General features: G+C 42.0%; 20 protein-coding genes. 8 read left to right on the top strand and 12 right to left on the bottom strand.

The window, feature by feature from the left end:
* Window positions 1-11 precede the first annotated feature (11 nt).
* From ABD036_RS00325 to ABD036_RS00310, 4 genes are all read right to left on the bottom strand, one after another.
* Window positions 12-989 carry an alpha-ketoacid dehydrogenase subunit beta gene (locus tag ABD036_RS00325; protein ID WP_343855565.1) on the bottom strand — a complete coding sequence of 326 codons (978 nt, stop codon included), beginning with the start codon at window positions 987-989 and terminating at the stop codon, window positions 12-14.
* Window positions 982-2,175, bottom strand: a complete 1,194-nt coding sequence (locus ABD036_RS00320; protein WP_343855563.1) for a thiamine pyrophosphate-dependent dehydrogenase E1 component subunit alpha — start codon at window positions 2,173-2,175, stop codon at window positions 982-984. The genes ABD036_RS00325 and ABD036_RS00320 overlap by 8 nt, the downstream gene beginning before the upstream one ends.
* A gap of 361 nt (window positions 2,176-2,536) precedes the next feature.
* Window positions 2,537-3,331 (bottom strand): DUF2189 domain-containing protein, encoded by a 795-nt coding sequence (locus ABD036_RS00315; RefSeq protein ID WP_343855562.1) that lies wholly within the window; start codon window positions 3,329-3,331, stop codon window positions 2,537-2,539.
* Window positions 3,332-3,577: 246 nt separating this feature from the next.
* A complete protein-coding gene (locus tag ABD036_RS00310; RefSeq protein ID WP_343855561.1) occupies window positions 3,578-4,027 on the bottom strand; it encodes a lecithin retinol acyltransferase family protein in 450 nt (149 codons plus the stop codon).
* Between the two features lie 213 nt (window positions 4,028-4,240).
* On the opposite strand from ABD036_RS00310, the gene ABD036_RS00305 reads away from it, so the two are divergent.
* From ABD036_RS00305 to ABD036_RS00280, 6 genes are all read left to right on the top strand, one after another.
* Window positions 4,241-5,461: a pyridoxal phosphate-dependent aminotransferase gene (locus tag ABD036_RS00305; RefSeq protein ID WP_343855560.1), complete on the top strand. Its 1,221-nt coding sequence runs from the start codon at window positions 4,241-4,243 to the stop codon at window positions 5,459-5,461.
* 4 nt (window positions 5,462-5,465) lie between these two features.
* Complete coding sequence (gene yfbR / locus ABD036_RS00300) at window positions 5,466-6,074, top strand: 5'-deoxynucleotidase (RefSeq protein ID WP_343855559.1); 609 nt, start codon at window positions 5,466-5,468, stop codon at window positions 6,072-6,074.
* Between the two features lie 26 nt (window positions 6,075-6,100).
* The gene (locus ABD036_RS00295) at window positions 6,101-7,423 is read left to right on the top strand and encodes an anti-phage deoxyguanosine triphosphatase (RefSeq protein WP_343855558.1); all 1,323 of its coding nucleotides are present in this window, start codon (window positions 6,101-6,103) and stop codon (window positions 7,421-7,423) included.
* A 99-nt stretch (window positions 7,424-7,522) separates the two neighbouring features.
* Window positions 7,523-8,524: a protein-methionine-sulfoxide reductase catalytic subunit MsrP gene (gene msrP / locus ABD036_RS00290; protein ID WP_343855557.1), complete on the top strand. Its 1,002-nt coding sequence runs from the start codon at window positions 7,523-7,525 to the stop codon at window positions 8,522-8,524.
* On the top strand, window positions 8,524-9,129 hold the full coding sequence (msrQ, locus tag ABD036_RS00285; protein WP_343855556.1) for a protein-methionine-sulfoxide reductase heme-binding subunit MsrQ: 606 nt from the start codon (window positions 8,524-8,526) through the stop codon (window positions 9,127-9,129). The genes msrP and msrQ overlap by 1 nt, the downstream gene beginning before the upstream one ends.
* Window positions 9,130-9,207: 78 nt before the next feature.
* Complete coding sequence (locus tag ABD036_RS00280; protein WP_343855555.1) at window positions 9,208-9,585, top strand: hypothetical protein; 378 nt, start codon at window positions 9,208-9,210, stop codon at window positions 9,583-9,585.
* A 101-nt stretch (window positions 9,586-9,686) separates the two neighbouring features.
* Here the strand turns inward: ABD036_RS00280 and ABD036_RS00275 are convergent, their stop codons facing one another.
* Window positions 9,687-10,097 carry an ACT domain-containing protein gene (locus ABD036_RS00275; protein WP_343855554.1) on the bottom strand — a complete coding sequence of 137 codons (411 nt, stop codon included), beginning with the start codon at window positions 10,095-10,097 and terminating at the stop codon, window positions 9,687-9,689.
* A gap of 80 nt (window positions 10,098-10,177) precedes the next feature.
* Between ABD036_RS00275 and ABD036_RS00270 the strand changes: the two genes are divergently transcribed.
* Window positions 10,178-10,648: a YchJ family protein gene (locus ABD036_RS00270; RefSeq protein WP_343855553.1), complete on the top strand. Its 471-nt coding sequence runs from the start codon at window positions 10,178-10,180 to the stop codon at window positions 10,646-10,648.
* Between the two features lie 276 nt (window positions 10,649-10,924).
* The gene (locus ABD036_RS00265) at window positions 10,925-11,569 is read left to right on the top strand and encodes an FMN-binding negative transcriptional regulator (RefSeq protein WP_343855552.1); all 645 of its coding nucleotides are present in this window, start codon (window positions 10,925-10,927) and stop codon (window positions 11,567-11,569) included.
* A gap of 19 nt (window positions 11,570-11,588) precedes the next feature.
* Here ABD036_RS00265 and ABD036_RS00260 read toward each other — a convergent pair whose 3' ends face one another.
* The 7 genes from ABD036_RS00260 to acpP all read right to left on the bottom strand — a co-directional run bounded on the left by ABD036_RS00260 (window position 11,589) and on the right by acpP (window position 17,400).
* Window positions 11,589-12,371: a TatD family hydrolase gene (locus ABD036_RS00260; RefSeq protein WP_343855551.1), complete on the bottom strand. Its 783-nt coding sequence runs from the start codon at window positions 12,369-12,371 to the stop codon at window positions 11,589-11,591.
* A gap of 16 nt (window positions 12,372-12,387) precedes the next feature.
* The gene (gene holB, locus ABD036_RS00255) at window positions 12,388-13,287 is read right to left on the bottom strand and encodes a DNA polymerase III subunit delta' (protein WP_343855550.1); all 900 of its coding nucleotides are present in this window, start codon (window positions 13,285-13,287) and stop codon (window positions 12,388-12,390) included.
* Window position 13,288: 1 nt separating this feature from the next.
* Window positions 13,289-13,909: a dTMP kinase gene (tmk, locus tag ABD036_RS00250; protein WP_343855548.1), complete on the bottom strand. Its 621-nt coding sequence runs from the start codon at window positions 13,907-13,909 to the stop codon at window positions 13,289-13,291.
* Between the two features lie 18 nt (window positions 13,910-13,927).
* Complete coding sequence (mltG, locus tag ABD036_RS00245) at window positions 13,928-14,932, bottom strand: endolytic transglycosylase MltG (protein ID WP_343855547.1); 1,005 nt, start codon at window positions 14,930-14,932, stop codon at window positions 13,928-13,930.
* A complete protein-coding gene (gene pabC, locus ABD036_RS00240; protein ID WP_343855546.1) occupies window positions 14,925-15,758 on the bottom strand; it encodes an aminodeoxychorismate lyase in 834 nt (277 codons plus the stop codon). Before pabC ends, mltG begins: the two co-directional genes overlap by 8 nt.
* An 86-nt stretch (window positions 15,759-15,844) precedes the next feature.
* Window positions 15,845-17,083: a beta-ketoacyl-ACP synthase II gene (gene fabF / locus ABD036_RS00235; RefSeq protein WP_343855545.1), complete on the bottom strand. Its 1,239-nt coding sequence runs from the start codon at window positions 17,081-17,083 to the stop codon at window positions 15,845-15,847.
* Between the two features lie 77 nt (window positions 17,084-17,160).
* Window positions 17,161-17,400: an acyl carrier protein gene (gene acpP / locus ABD036_RS00230; RefSeq protein ID WP_207611718.1), complete on the bottom strand. Its 240-nt coding sequence runs from the start codon at window positions 17,398-17,400 to the stop codon at window positions 17,161-17,163.
* Between the last annotated feature and the right edge of the window lie 94 nt (window positions 17,401-17,494).

The raw sequence follows: 17,494 nt of genomic DNA, 5'->3' as shown, positions 1-17,494 counted from the left end.
GGAACTCCTGATCAGTAATTTACCGAGTGTTTAATGGCTTCATAGATTTTTAAGTGGTCTGGCATATATTCTTTTTCATGAGCCAAAGGATAAGGCGTATCTAAACCACACACTCGCGATATGGGTGATTCTAGGTTTAAGAAACAACGCTCTTGTACCGTAGCCGAGATTTCACTGGCAAAACCGCCGGTTAAGGGTGCTTCGTGACTTACCAATAATCTACCGGTCTTCTCAACCGACTGGCAAACCGTTTCAACATCCCAAGGTAAAATGCTGCGCAAGTCAATGACTTCACACGAGATTCCATCTGAGCTGGCCATTTCAACCGCTTTTTCGACGACTTCCACTTGTGCTCCCCACGCCAACACGGTGATATCGCTGCCTTGAGATATCACATCAGCTTTACCCAGTGGCAGTTCATAATCTTCTTCAGGCACTTCGCCAACGGAAGCCCGATATAAACGTTTGGGCTCCATGAATAACACTGGGTTGTCATCACGAATAGACGCAAGCAGCAAACCTTTGGCTTGATAGGGGTTTCTAGGAACGACTATTTTCATTCCAGGAATATGGGCGAAAAAGGCTTCAGGCGACTGTGAATGATACAGACCACCGGCAATACCACCACCGTAAGGTGTTCTGATGGTAAGCGAACCACAAGTAAACTGCCCACCAGAACGATAGCGAAATTTAGCAGTTTCATTAACGATTTGGTCAAATGCTGGGAATATATAATCAGCAAATTGGATTTCAGCTATAGCAGTTGATCCTTGCGACGCTAAACCATTTGCAAAACCGATTATGCCCTGCTCTGTCAACGGTGTATTGAAACAGCGTGCTTTCCCAAACTTTTCTTGTAAATGACTCGTGGCTCTAAATACACCGCCGAAATGGCCAACGTCTTCACCGAAAACCATGGCTGTTTCATCAGCTTCCATGGCCGTCACAAGAGCGTTATTGACGGCCTGCAACATATTCATTTTAATCATTGCTGTCTCTCCGGGCAGTTTTTGGGTAGGCATCAGGATAGAGATTTATGTGCTGTTTAAGATTCTCTAGTTGCTCTTTGAGATGCCAAGGAGGCGTGTCATAGACGTCTTCAATAATCTGTTCAACTTTTGCTACTGGAACTTTCTCCGCGGTTTTTAATGACTCGAGCACTTCTTGACGGCTTGCTTCAACGAATGCTTTTATCGCTTCTTCATCAAACCAGCCTTTAGAATCAAGCCATTTTTCAAAACGCATCACCGGATCTTTCAAGCGCCAGCGGGCTTCTTCTTCTTTAGAGCGATAGCCAGTAGGATCATCTGAAGTTGAATGCGCAGCCAATCTGTAGGTCATCGCTTCGATCAATACTGGACACTTTTCTTCAATTGCAATTTCTCTGGCTCTTTTTGTGGCTGCATATACTGCCAGCACGTCATTCCCATCCACACGGATAGTTTTCACGCCATAGCCAATTCCACGCGAAGCAATGCCATCGCCCGCGAACTGCTCTTCTGATGGCGTTGAAATGGCGTAACCGTTATTTCGACAGATAAACACCACTGGACATTTAAGTACTGCGGCCATATTTAGCCCGGCATGGAAGTCGCCTTCTGAAGCGGCCCCTTCACCAAAGTAACAGACGGTTATGGCATCTAAGCCCGCCATTTTTTGACCATAAGCGTGTCCAGCAGCTTGCGGTATTTGCGTTCCCAAAGGAGAAGAAATGGTCATGAAATTAAGTGCTTTATCACCGTAGTGAATAGGCATTTGGCGACCTTTGTTAGGATCATTTTGATTACTGAACATCTGATCCATAAATTGCTTAGTGGTGTAACCACGATAGGCTAAAGCACCTTGTTCTCGATATTGTGACATGATCATGTCGTTATCAGACAAAGCCGCAGCACTGCCAATGGCGGCGGCTTCTTCGCCAGAACAAGCAAGATAAAAACTGATACGACCTTGGCGCTGAGCCCCGATCATGCGTTCATCCAACACTCGAATATAGTGCATGGTTTTTAGAATTTTTTCGCAGGTTTGCTGATCCAATTCAGGCAATTCTGAATCGCTATGCGCTGTGCCATCAGATTGCAGCATTTGTAACATCGGGATATCTAACAGGCCGTTGCTTATGATTTCAACGTTATGCGCCAGTCCTATATCGCTAAGATGATTTCGATCTTTCATCGGGATACCTGTTCTACTATGTAAGGGTGTTATCAAGATGTTAATGTTAGTGCACGAAAAGAATATTTGTGTTGCTAAAACACGGTGGCGGTTTCAACACATCGGATAAAACACACTAAATAGTGGCCATTAAATAGGACGATTATCCTAACTTTTGAAACCTATGAGCATTTAACTGACTCAGACGCGCAATAGTTATCATCTGCTTCCTTCTTTTACAAAGTGATAACCGAGATGTAATTTTGACTCATTTACCGCGGCATAAATATCCCAACGGGTAAAAACGACCCCATATAAAAACGCCCGACAAGCATCGGGCGTTAACGATTATTCACCTTTTATTAAGAGCGGGTAAAAAGACCTACTCATATTTACGTTCAATTTTCGTTTCGATGGTATCGATGTAACCGTGCCACGTGGCATAACCAATTAATGGCATTAACAATATAAATCCAATAAAGCCGGTTAAAAAACCGATGACAACTGTGGTAAATATGATCATAGCCCAAACAAACATTGGCCCTTTGTTTAACCACACTGCATTGACACTCGTCAGTACCGCAGTGCCAAGGTCAACTCGACGCTCCATCAAAATAGGCTGAGTGAAGGCGCTTAACAGAAAAACAATCCCCGTAAATATTGCGCCTACGATGGTTCCTAATACAAGAAATGGGATCAACTCTTCTAAGTCGTTCCCCATGTACGACGGATATAGCGCATGGATCATAGAGGCAACGCGCAGCCAAAAAATCATTAATACCATTAACATGATACCAAAACCCCATTCGTTTACGGCGTTACGTTTTACCGCTTTGATAGCATGCCAAATACTTGGCTTGTGGCCTTTCTCAAACTCCCAACTGATATCATACAATCCAGCAGCAAGAAAAGGACCTATCAACATGAAGCAGACCATCGCAGGCAAAATCACCAAATGCCAGCCGGTCATAGCAACTAAGTAAGTTATAAACCAAGGAATAGCAGCGAAAAACACACCGAAGAAAATCGTCAGCAGAGGTGCTTTTAGCAAGTCACGCAATCCTAAAGCCAACCATTTAATTGGATCACCCATTTCTAATTCTTTACAGGGAATTACGCGCGCTATTCCACTGTCAGTGATCGCATTATGCGGTTCTTCGTCAAAGTGATGTGACATATTCGCTCCCAATTTAGCTTATTTAAATTTTGATTATAGTAGCTACGCTCTGCAGCGCTGTGTATAAGTGTAGGCAAGCATGGTTTGTTTACCATTGCGCCAGATCAAATTTCACCAAAATAGATATCATGAAAAGTGAAATTCAATTGTTAGAACAACCAGTTAGCGCCTAAATTTAACAATAAGTTAAAACCTATAGTGACTTCAGGTCAAGTTTGAATGAGCACTTAAGTTAAAAGTATTAGTTTAAACTGTGGTTTTACACCAACTTAGCGTACAAGCGAAGTGTCGACTCAACGCCTGATTCAAATCATAAAAACTGCTAATTAAGGCGTTGTTACCACTGACACATTGCCAGACAAAATTATGGCAATTATTACGCAGCACGTGATATTCACTGTACTCATATAATCTAGCCACAGCCCTGGTTACCGTTTGAGGATCAATTAATGGCTTCATATTTGAATCGCATAGCAAATGTATTGTGTTGCCACTTCGGTTTTGTAAAAAGCGTACGGGGGATATTCCTCTGATAAGGCCATTGCCTCTTAATTCAATTATATTATTGTCTATCCATATCCCAGAGTGTTCAAAAACACCAAAAATGCCACAACAAACTATCGCCCCATCTTGAGGAACAACGAGATGGTCTAGTTCACCGGGATAATGCACTACACTTGCGGATTTGACTGCCACTAGATCTCCGTTGACATCAACAATTGCATGGCCAAGGTGACCATATAAACTACGCACCAAATAAAAACAACATTAGCAGTAACATGCCTAAGTCTCAAATAGTCTGATTATTCGTTTTTGCTTGACATATAAACAAATAAATAGCGATTAGGGCTTAACACCTACCCGTGGTGTGTATTACTCTGTAGTACGCACAAAAGATACTGCTTAACTATGAAAAAAATATGTAAATCCAATAAATTAGAAGGTGTTTGTTATGACATCCGTGGGCCCATTTTAACAGCTGCCAGAAATTTGGAAGATGAGGGGCACCGTATTCTTAAATTGAACATCGGTAACCCTGCCCCGTTTGGATTCGAAGCCCCAGATGATATTTTAAAAGATGTCATCCACAACCTTCCTACTGCGCAGGGATATTCAGATGCAGCAGGTATCTATACAGCGCGCGTTGCAGTCATGCAGTATTACCAACAAAAACAAATTAAGCATATCTCTGTTGACGATGTCTTTATTGGAAACGGTGTTAGTGAACTCATTGTTATGGCCATGCAAGCCCTACTCAATGATGGTGATGAAGTGTTAATACCCAGCCCTGATTATCCCCTTTGGACTGCTGCCGTGAGTCTATCTTCAGGTACCCCTGTGCATTATCGATGCGACGAACAAGCTGATTGGTTTCCAGATATTGACGATATTCGAGCAAAAATAACCACAAACACCAAAGCAATCGTGTTGATTAATCCCAATAACCCAACCGGCGCGGTGTACAGCAAAGCTCTCTTAGAGCAAGTTATCGAAGTAGCACGGGAACATAGTCTTGTTGTGATTAGTGATGAAATTTATGACAAGATCCTTTATGACGATACACAACACCATTGTATTGCAGCATTAGCAGAAGATCTGTTTTTCATCACCTTAAGTGGCCTGTCAAAAAACTATAGGATCGCTGGATTTCGGGCAGGCTGGCTGGTAGTGAGTGGAAATAAGTTAATCGCCAAAGAGTATATAGATGGACTCAATATGCTTGCATCGATGCGAATGTGCGCCAATGTCCCCTGCCAATACGCCATTCAAACTGCCTTAGGAGGTTACCAAAGCATTGATGATTTAGTGGTAAACGGCGGTCGCCTAAAAGAACAACGAGATTTAGCAACCAAGATGTTAAATCAGATTGACGGTATTTCTTGTGTTGCGCCCAAAGGGGCTATGTATTGTTTTGCTAAGGTAGATGCCGAAAAATTCAATATCACCAATGATGAACAAATGATTTTAGATTTACTGTGCCAAGAAAAAATTCTATTGGTGCACGGTAAAGCGTTCAATTTAAAAACAGGATGCTACTTCAGATTAGTATTCTTACCCCACAAGGATCAGCTCAAAACTGCCATTGAGCGGATCGGTAATTTTTTCTCACATTACAAACAGGTAAATTAAACTGATGCCAACAGAGTCAAAACGGAGCCACTTTTTTGCCCACCTAGCACGCATGAAATTAATCAATCGCTGGCCCCTAATGCGCAATATTAATCAAGAGAATGTGCAAGAACACAGCTTACAGGTAGCCATGGTGGCCCATGCGTTAGCAATCATCAAAAACCACCACTTTGGTGGTCATTTGGATGCCAATAAAATTGCCACTATTGCTATGTTTCACGATGTATCTGAGGTACTTACTGGCGATCTCCCCACGCCCGTCAAATATTTTAATCCCGCGATTAAGCAGGAATATAAAAAGATTGAAAAGATCGCTGAGCAAAAGCTCATTGACATGGCTCCAGAAGAATTCAAAGATGAATATGCAAAACTCATCAGTCAAGCAAATCATACTGACGAAGAGTCGTTTATCGTGAAAGCCGCAGACGTAATATGTGCTTATTTAAAAACCTTAGAAGAACTTTCCGCTGGCAATCGAGAATTTGAAATTGCCAAAAAGCGTCTTGATAAAATACTAAACGAATACCATTCAGATGAAGTTAATTATTTTATGCAGGCTTTTGTCCCCAGTTTCTCATTAAGCCTTGATGAAATAAGCCAAGAAGAAATGTAGATCACGAGTAACTAATGGATAAAATTATGAAATGGCACGAACGTAGAGCAACGGCACAATCTCCTAGACAAGGTGACCATCGCAACCCATTTCAACGTGACAAAGCGCGTATTCTGCATTCCGCTGCCTTTCGCCGGTTACAGGCAAAAACACAGGTACTCGGGGTGGGAATGAGTGACTTTTATCGAACTCGCCTCACTCACTCATTGGAGGTATCGCAAATTGGACAAGGCATTACGGCACAGTTACGCAGTAAATATCCGCAACTGTGCGAACAGTTGCAAATCAACGAACAGTTAATCGAAGCGATATGCTTAGCTCACGATATTGGTCATCCTCCTTATGGGCATGGGGGGGAAGTCGCATTACATTACAAAATGCATACCCATGGTGGTTTTGAAGGAAATGGCCAAACGTTTCGCATTGTGTCTAAACTTGAACCCTACACCTTAGAACATGGTATGAACCTGAGTCGGCGCACAATCCTTGGTTTAGTGAAATACCCTGGGTTTATAGGACCTTTGACCAACAAAGCAATCATTTCTTCGCAGGTGGCCCATCGTCAAGTAAAAGCAGACAACTGGCACCCTCCTAAAGGATTGTACGCCTGCGATAGCGAAGTGTTCGATTGGTTACTCGCCCCGCTGTCTATGCAAGATAGAGACGCATTTACCCAAATTAGTGTCAAACAAAATGAGCATAGTCGCACGCGATTTAAATCATTTGATTGCTCAATCATGGAGTTAGCCGATGATATTGCTTATGCAATTCACGACCTTGAAGATGCCATTGTAATGGGGATCGTTCATCGCCAACAATTTGAAACCGAAGTTGCAAAGGCAATCCATCAATTAGAAGATTTCCCCTTGAGCGGTGCAATATTTGGTCTTACTGACAAATTATTTAGCCATCTTCATTATGAACGCAAAGATGCCATTGGCGCTCTGGTAAATGGATTTATTACATCCATTGAGATTGTCAAACGAGAACAAGAATTTGAAGAGCCTTTGTTACAATACCAAGCCTGTTTTCCTGTTGTGTGTGCCAAAGCACTGGGACTGTTCAAAACCTTTGTGTTTAACCGAGTGATCCGCAAACCTGATATTCAGATCATTGAATATAAAGGACAGCAAATTGTAATGGAGTTATTTGAAGCACTCCAATCAGACCCAACTCGTTTACTACCTGAGAATACCAGACAACGCTGGTTAGATGCAGCGGAAGCTGACAACGGTAATCGCGTCATTTCTGACTATATTTCGGGTATGACCGATGGGTTTGCGTCGAAGTTATATAGTAATTTATTCTTACCTAAATCGGCCAGTGCACCTGACTCATCGATGATTTAACCAAGGATTTACAGAGCTTGATGACTATTTGATGTAATTTTTACTCCCAAACCTCTATCTATACGTATAACGTATTAAGACTGAAAGTTTGGAAAGCAGATGTTAATCAAGATCCCAGCAAAGAGTGTTATTTCAGAAAATCAAGTCACCGACCAACAGGTGTACCAAGATCGTAGGCGAATACTCAAGTCTATGGGCTTTGTTGGCGCATCAGCATTATTAACTAGTCCATCTTCACATGCGATTAATTGGTTTTCTAATCAAGACGATGACTTCACGACTAAGCCCCTCACCTTTTCTAAAGCTGACCGTTTTAGCACTGATGAGACACCAACCCCAAAGCAAAAAGTAACCACACACAACAATTTTTACGAATTTGGCACTGATAAATCTGATCCGGTGAATAATGCCCAAGACTTTAAAGTTGACCCGTGGACGCTAACCATTGACGGTTTAGTCGAAAACCCAATTACCTTAGGTTATGAAGATTTGACTAAAGCATTTGCTCTAGAAGAGCGGATTTATCGTCTACGCTGTGTAGAAGCTTGGTCGATGGTTATACCTTGGATAGGTTTTCCGTTGGCCAGTTTAATAAAAAAAGCCAATCCACTAAGTGCGGCCAAATATGTGGCGTTTGAGACTTTATATGATCCAAAACAGATGCCTGGTCAAAAAAGTCGTTTTACAGGAGGCGGCATTAATTACCCTTATGTTGAGGGATTGCGTCTTGATGAGGCTTTACATCCTTTGACATTGCTTTCAGTCGGTTTATACGGAGAAACCTTACCCCCTCAAAACGGAGCCCCTATCCGCTTAGTTACGCCGTGGAAATATGGTTTCAAAAGTATTAAGTCTATTGTCAGGATCAGCTTGATAGATAAAAAGCCTCCGACCACATGGAATATACTAGCCCCGAGTGAATACGGTTTTTATGCTAACGTAAACCCACAAGTCTCTCATCCGCGTTGGAGCCAAGCTCGTGAACGGCGGTTAACAACAGGCGGACTTTTTGCGCAAAATCGCATTCCCACGACAATGTTTAATGGCTATCCAGAAGTTGCTGAACTTTATAAAGGGATGGACTTGAGAAAACATTATTAATGCGATTACTACTCACACCTAAACAGCTGCTAGCTGTAAAAGTGGTTAGTCACATAGGTGCACTAAGCCCTTTGCTGTGGATTTTCTATCAGGCAATAACCGACCAACTTGGTGGAGATCCTGTTGAGGCTCTTCTGCACTTTACTGGTATAGGTGCATTCAATTTATTGCTTTTATCATTATTGGTTAGCCCGTTAGCTAAATTATTAAAATCCCCGGCACTAATAAAAACCCGTCGTCTCCTTGGACTTTATGCCTTTACTTATGCATTGAGCCACTTCCTCAGTTACGTGTTTTTCGAATTGCAACTTGAGTGGCAACTTCTTCTATCCGAAATAGTGAAGCGTCCTTATATCACTGTTGGTTTTACAGCCTTGTTGATCCTTACCCTACTTGCATCAACGTCAACGGCTTGGGCGCAGCGCAAGTTAGGTCGTAAATGGCAAAGAATGCACAATTGGGTTTACTTGGCAGTGCTTTTAGTCGCGCTTCATTACATATGGTCGGTAAAGTCAGACGTCATTCAACCCTTGTTCTACTGGGCTATGACGTTAATTCTTTTATATTGGCGTAGACTTAAATTAACTAAATGGATAAAAAAATAACAAAAACACTTGCATGAATATTTATACAGTACTACTGTATGTATACACACTGTATATAAATACACATTTAGGTGACCTATGACAATCTTACCAACAGCAGAGCAATTTATGGCTAATGTTAATCTATTACAGGTTAATGGTATTAACTCCTCCTTTGGCGTGGTTGAACAAAGTAGCAATAAATGGAAGTACTTGATTGCAAGCAACATCAACTTCGCGACGAAAGTCAATGATGCCATTCGACTAAAAAAGCCCAGTGAACATCAGATGTATGATTGGTTAGAGCGCATTGTTGTGGCCGGCCAATGCGCAATGCTATTTGTAGAGTCTCTGGATTTGAATGACATCAGGACCCAGCGAATTAAATCTCTGTGTGAGATTCATGATGTCACTTTAGTTAATTTGACATTAGAAACTCAGATCCCAGAGAATGTAGTCGTAGGTCCTTGGCATTAAGGTGATTTAGAAAGGCACATTAGCCAAAATTCTAGAATTAACGGCTTAGTTAAAATCTAAGACGATTTAGAGATTAAGCCAGCAACCTTAACCAATCTAACTTACATCTGATTTGTGTTAGACAAGGCGGTTAAGACTTCCAATGCCGTTTTAGCGTCCTTGTTATTCACAAAAATATGATCATGGAAATAGGCAGCGACGACGTTTGCACTGATGTTATGTTGAGTCAAGGCATCCGATACTGCAGCGGTTAAGCCTACGGCTTCTAAGCTGGAGTGAACATTAAGCGTTATACAGCGATAAACACCTTCGTAATGCAAGTTATTTAGATCTGCTATAGAGTGCTCTACAATTAAAGAGACCCCTTCTTTTTCTTGAAAATACGACTTGGGTTGCAAGCGCCCAATATCCGGCCAACTCATAGCTTTAGTCGTATAAAACACAAAGGATTGCGCAGATAACTCTGGCGACATAGTGGCTAATAATCGCGCTAATTTAGTTTCACCCGACATGCTAACTCCGTTTTGTAAATTGACTTAATACGCAACCCATTTATGATTACGCTTTTAATAATTTTGATAAGAGTATCCTTTTGGCCGCTTCGCTTCCACAGAATTGCCCGTGTCATTCCAACATCAATTATATTTCCTGTTGTGGCCGTTTTCTTGAACAGCAACACCTTCCCGAGACACCAGAGCAACTAATGCGCTCTCGTTTTAGCGCTTACGCTCTGGGCAAGCACCAATACATTATCGATACCTATGCCGCTGATAAACGCCAAGAATTAAGCGTTGAGCAACTTAAGCTAGATCAACAAGATACCCTCTGGAAAATGCTCAAAATTCGTATGAGCACGGCCGATACCGTAGAATTTAGTGCCTACTACACTTACCAGAGCAATTGGTATGTGATGCATGAGAAATCTTACTTTCTCCGCCAGAACGGCAAGTGGGTTTACGACCAAGGGGATATTTTCGAAGATTCGGGACAATTTACACCGAAGCGAAATGAAACATGCCCATGCGGCAGTGGTAAAAAATTTAAAAAGTGTTGTATGGCCTAAACAATTGAGGCTGAAAAACGACAGTATTAAGTAACATAACATACTTAACGATTTTGACAGTTTCGACTTTTACCAATGTTAAATCAGATAGTTTCTGATCTATTTTGATATGCTTTCGAGGAAAAGCTAAGTACAAAAACTCAAAGTCGTTAACTTTGCAATTTCAAACTGGTGCAATCTTATATCTATCAAAGGTTAATTTTTTGTCGTGTTTAGGCGTATATCAACTCAGCCTTGTTGGGACGCTACTACGCGCTAGCTTACTAAGGAGTTTCTGTGTTTGTCCCAAAGAAATTTAAACAAGAAAATATCGAGGATCTTGTGGCATTGATGAAACGCTATCCATTCGCTACATTGATAACACGCTCTGTGTCGGAACTAGAAGCCACGCACTTACCGATGATAGTAGAAAAAAGATCTCAAGAGCATTATTTAATAGCGCACATTGCTAAGGCAAATCCATTGTGGAAGGTTGTGCAAAATGCTTCTGACGTTCTAGTGACTTTTAATGGCCCAAATTGCTATATCTCTCCTAATAACTATCCGACTAAAAAACAAACCGGAAAAGCAGTTCCAACATGGAATTATGTTGTTGTTCATGTAAAAGGCATAATTTCATTTATTCAGGATCCTGCATGGATCTTAAACGCGATTGAAAGGTTAACGACGATTCATGAGTCTGACCAAAAGGATCCTTGGTCGATTGAAGATGCTCCTGATGAATATATTCAGAAGTTACTTTCCGCGGTGGTAGGAATTGAAATTAAAGTGTCTTCCATTACCGGACAGTGGAAACTTAGTCAAAATCAACCCGAGGTAAATCAACGGGGCATTGTCGACGCTTTATCTGCAAATAGGGTTCAAGCTATTAGTGATATCGCCTCAATGATAAATGCTAATTATGAACAGCGTGAAAACTAAAGACCGTATTCGTGTGTTTTTAGTCCCTCTTTTTACGTTCAATACCATCGAACAAATGGTAGAAGTTATCTGTGGTGATCTTAGCAAGCTGTTTAACTGAGATCCCCTTAAGTTCAGCGATAAACTCTGCCACTTCAACTACGTAACCCGGTTGATTTTGTTTGCCTCTGTGAGGCACCGGTGCCAGCCACGGAGAATCGGTCTCAATGAGCAACCGATCCAAAGGTAACGCTTTCACCACTTGTTGCAGTTCTTTGGCTGAATGAAAAGTCACTATGCCAGAAATAGAGATATACATGCCCTGCTCTATGGCAGCTTCTGCCATCTCTAAGGATTCAGTAAAACAGTGCAATACGCCTTTAGTGTCAGCATCTTTATGCTCACGCAATAAATTGATGGTGTCTTCTCGGGCGTCACGAGTGTGAATGATTAACGGTTTTTTTAATTGGTTGGCCACTTTAATGTGATCGACAAAGGATTGTAGTTGTACCGCTTTGGTATCCGCACTGTAAAAATAATCAAGGCCAGTTTCGCCGATGGCAACCACGTTCTGCTTGGACGCCATTGCAAGGAGCTCGTCATAACTACAGGCATCCTCTTGATGTAAGGGATGCACTCCACAAGAAACGGACACATTATCAAACTCAGCCACCATATTAGCCATATTGTTGAAATCTTTGACCGCAACAGAAACACATAAAAAATGCTCAACGCCGCGGCGACTTGCAAACTGAATGATTTCTCTTAATTGCTCTGGTGTTTTATCTAGTCGATCAAGATGACAATGTGAATCTACAAACATGGTGGCCTTAAATTAATTAGGATTGATTAAGTTGACGATATGACTGGAGTAAACCGGTCAATACTAGAATTCGATTAATACCCGGGTTTTGCAAGGCCTTAACAGCAGCACTAAGATTTTGATTACACTGCCAAAACGACTCAGAATGATGTTGCTCTAAAGCGTTGTTACGTAACAAGTGTTGTAACCAAAGTACCACCTGATCGGCGTCAGATTGCCACTTTTCGGCTAATTTAACTGCTTGATCAGCGTCACTTTGTAATGCGGCGATTCCTGCAACAAATTGTGGATGGGTTAATCCAGACTCTTTCGTTAACTCTTCTATGATCCGAAAAGGGCGTTGATTGTATACCTGCACCAGAGATTCATCTACTTGTTCGTGGCCCTGTTGTTTCAGCCACGCCATGCAAACGGATAACTCTGGCGCTGTTAATACCACCTTTTCACAGCGGCTAAGAATGGTCGGTAGTAATCGCTCTGGCTTACTTGAAACAAGCATCAAGTAAGTATTATCAGTAGGCTCTTCTAGGGTTTTAAGCAGTGCATTGGCCGCTGACTCGGTCATGGTGTCCGCGCGTTCAATGATCAATACTTTATTGCCTGACAACTGCGCTTTTCCTAGCAATTTTTCAATCGCATTTCGAACGAGATCAACCCCCACTTGCTTTTCCGAATGAATACGATGCATATCCGGGTGAGAATGGGCTTCAAACAAATGACAAGACTGACATTCACCACAAGGTTTTTGTTGTGTATGAGCGCTCTTAGGTTTGCACAACAGTGGCTTAGCAAGGGCATTACAAAAATGAGTTTTGCCAATACCTTGCGGGCCAACAATCAATAGGCCATGATGCAAAGTGCTCTTTTCAGCACGTTTGAGCAACTTTTGATAGACGGTTTCTAACCAAGGCAGCATGCTATTCTTTGACCATTTTTATTAAGGCTTGACGTATATCATCATGCACCTTTTGCATACTTTGCATGGTGTTAATGGTCACAATACTATTGTCTTTATCGGCAAGCTCTAGATAGCGCTGACGCGTTCTTTCAAAAAAGCTAATATGCTCTAACTCAATTCTATCTAATTCACCACGCCCTCTCGCTCGCTTTAGTCCTTCTTCCGGTTCTACGTCAAGATAAAGAGTAAAGTCAGGTTTAAAACCATTGAGTGCAAGTTCACTGAGTGTTTGCATCTTGACTGCCGGTATTTGCCGGCCGCCACCTTGGTATGCTTGGGAAGATAAATCATGTCGGTCACCGATTACCCAGGTCCCTTTCGCGAGGTTAGGTTTGATGATATTTTCCAATAATTGAACTCGGGCGGCATACATCAACAATAATTCAGCTTCAACGGTGACCTGCTCTTGCCAGTCGCGTTTTACACACTCTCTGATTGCTTCTGCCAATGGGGTACCGCCTGGCTCACGGGTACAAACAAAATCGATACCCGCTTGATTTAATACTTCACTGACGACAGCAATGGCACTACTTTTACCAGCACCTTCCATTCCTTCAATGACTACAAATTTTCCGTTCATGTTATTCCGATTGACTGCTTATCGTTTTTTTAATTGGTACTCTCGAACGGCACGATTATGCTCATCCAGAGTTTCAGAAAAATAATGGCTACCGTCGCCTTTCGAGACAAAATAATAATCCGTTGTATCTAAAGGTTGTAATGCCGCATCGATACTAAGGCGACTCGGCATCGATATCGGTGTTGGCGGTAAACCTTTAATGACATAGGTATTGTAAGGCGTTGGTTGGCGTAAATCTTTGCGGCGTATATTACCATCAAAGGCCTCTCCCATGCCATAAATCACGGTAGGATCGGTTTGTAAACGCATGTTTTCACGTAATCTGTTTACGAACACAGAGGCAATATGCGGTCGCTCCCTTGCAACTCCAGTTTCTTTTTCAATGATGGAGGCCATTATCAGTGCCTCATAGGGCGATTGATAAGGTAGATCAAGCGCTCTTATTTGCCATGCATGGGCGAGATATTGCGTCATTGAGATATGCGCTCTACGGACAATATCCTCAACTGGTGTTGCTTGAGTAAACTGATAGGTATCGGCTAATAGCCAGCCTTCTATCGAGCCGCCTTCAAGTTCACTATTTAAAAATGCAATCCATTGTTGTGCGGTTTTTGCAGATGGTGTTAAACGTGGGTGATTATTTAATTGAGTAAGCCAATCTGCCCATGTCAGCCCCTCGACTAAGGTGATATCAAATGTTTTTTCTTTCCCCTTAGAGAGAATTTCAAACAGCTCTCTGGCGCTCATGCCAAATTTAATTTCATAGGTCCCAGATTTGATATTGGCTAATTCAGGCTCTATTTTAAGCGCAGCTTTGACAAGTAATGGATGTTTAACCCAACCATTTTCACCGAGTCGGTTAATCACATAGTGCGCAAAATGGCCTTTATTCACCACAAATTCTTTATTACCTACGATATTCAATGGCAAGTTGAAAGCTGAGTTAATTTGATAAAATAACCCGGCAATACCGACTAACGTAATTGCGATCAATACTAGTGTTACTTTTAACCATCTACTCACACTCTGATACCTCATGTAGATTATCCGTTAGCCAAACAAGACTAGATACAAACTCAATATTCAATAATTGTCTCTGCTGTTGAATCATTATTTCTTTAACTGGGACCAGTTTCATTAGGCTATTGCATACAAACATCGCATCACAGCCAATTAAATCATCAATTGCAAAATTTGATTCTAACACATTGATATTATTAGATTTCATCAGAGTCAAAATGTGGTTACGCATAACCCCTGATACGCCGCAGTTGTTTAATAATGGAGTCATCCAGGTGTTTTCTTTGCGCCAAAACAGATTCCCTATACTTGATTCAATAACGTGACCTTGATAATCACAAACAATAACATCGTCGTAATGGGTTTTATCCAAGGCTATTTTTATCAGTACTTGTTCCAGTCGGTTACAATGTTTTATACCGGCAAGTTGCGGTTGAGCAGCCAGTTTAATCTCGCTCATCGCTAAGCAGATACCTTGCTTTCGTTGCATAGGGTAATGGCTAGGCATGTCATTTTGGGATACATAACATCGCGCTTCAGTAACACCGCTAGTACTGTACCCTCGTCCCCCAGTTCCACGGGAAATAATAGCTTTTAACACGCCATGATGAATATTTTTGGCACGCTCTTTTAGATGCCTTTGTAGCTTGTCCCAATCAGCAAACTCAATATGTAAACGCTGACAGCTATGTTGCAAACGTTGCAGATGATTATTGAATAATTCAATCTTACCATCGCTAACACACATAGTGGTAAAGCAACCGTCACCATACTGGGCTACTCTGTCGTTTGCCGGTATAGGGTCATCCCATTTAACATCAATGATCATTCTTCACCATTAAAAAAGCCCAGTCTTACTGGGCTTATTGTTAACTGAATCTCATTGCTTAGCAATCATTCGCTAGTGCAACTTGATTAGATTTTTTTAAACAGTAATGAACCGTTAGTGCCACCAAAACCAAATGAGTTACACAACGCATATTCCATTTCCACTGGACGAGCTGTATGGGCTACGAAGTCTAGATCGCAACCTTCTCCTGGATTATCCAAGTTAATGGTAGGCGGTGCTATTTGGTCTCTTAATGCCAAGATAGTAAAAATCCCTTCCACCGCACCCGCAGCACCTAACAAGTGCCCTGTCATAGACTTGGTTGAACTGACCAACACGTTTTTCGCACTATCGCCAAATACGCGTTTTACGGCTGCGACTTCAGCAACATCACCCGCCGGTGTTGATGTACCATGGGCATTAATGTAGCCCACAGCTTGAGGAGCAACATTTGCATCCTTCAACGCATTTTCCATAGCAGCTGCAGCACCTTCACCATCAGCTGGAGGTGACGTCATATGATAAGCATCACCACTCATACCAAAACCAACTAGTTCGGCATAGATGGTGGCGCCTCTCGCCACAGCTTGCTCGTATTCTTCTAACATCACCACACCAGCTCCTTCACCCATAACAAAGCCATCACGGTCTTTGTCCCAGGGGCGAGACGCTTTAGTCGGATCATCATTGCGCGTAGACAGCGCACGAGCAGCAGCAAAGCCGCCTAAACCTAGTGCACAAATTGAAGATTCAGCTCCGCCAGCTAGCATAGCATCGGCATCTCCATAGGCGATGGTTCGAGCTGCCACACCAATATTATGCACGCCGGTAGTACAAGCGGTGACAATATTCAGGTTTGGCCCTTTTAACCCTTCAAAAATAGATAGAAAACCGGAAATCATGTTAGTGATAGTGGCAGGTACAAAAAATGGCGTTAACTTACGAGGTCCGCCGGCCAACATTTTCTTATGATTTTCTTCGATAAGACCTAAGCCACCAATGCCACTACCAATTGCCACGCCTATACGGCTGGCATTTTCTGGGGTAACTTCAAGCTTGGAGTCTATCAGTGCTTGTTTACCTGCAGCGATGCCCAACTGAATGAAGCGATCCATTTTCTTGGTTTCTTTTTTAGGAATATAACGTTCCACATCAAAATCAGGAAGTTCACCTGCAAAGTGTGTGGTAAATGGACTAGCATCAAAAGATTGAATGGGTGCAATCCCACTTTTTCCCTTGAGGATCCCATCCCAAGTGGTGTCGGTATCTCCACCTAATGGGGTGAGCATGCCAAGACCGGTAACTACAACGCGACGTTTAGACACATTGGCCTCCGCACAGTAAGAATAATTAATCGATTAAATTAGAAAACGGCTCAGAAAGAGCCGTCTTTTGGAAAGTATTACGCGTCTTTATTCGCGTTAACATAGTCGATAGCAGATTGAACAGTCGTGATTTTCTCTGCTTCCTCGTCAGGGATCTCTGTATCGAATTCTTCTTCGAGAGCCATAACAAGTTCAACGGTGTCTAATGAGTCTGCACCCAAATCATCCACAAATGAGGCTTCTGATTTTACTTCTTCTTCTTTAACGCCTAATTGCTCGACGATGATTTTTTTAACGCGTTCTTCGATGTTACTCATATTCTAGTTTTCCCTATAAAGTCGCTAGATTTTAAATTTCCGGTAGTTTATTCAGCTCCGCCTCGCCTTGCAAGCAACAGCAATAACTTTTTGG

It is taken from the genome of Aliiglaciecola litoralis (genome assembly GCF_039523355.1).
GTDB lineage: Bacteria > Pseudomonadota > Gammaproteobacteria > Enterobacterales > Alteromonadaceae > Aliiglaciecola > Aliiglaciecola litoralis.
The sequence above is the reverse complement of the archived record's forward strand: the minus strand, read 5'-3'. Positions and strand labels throughout refer to the sequence as shown.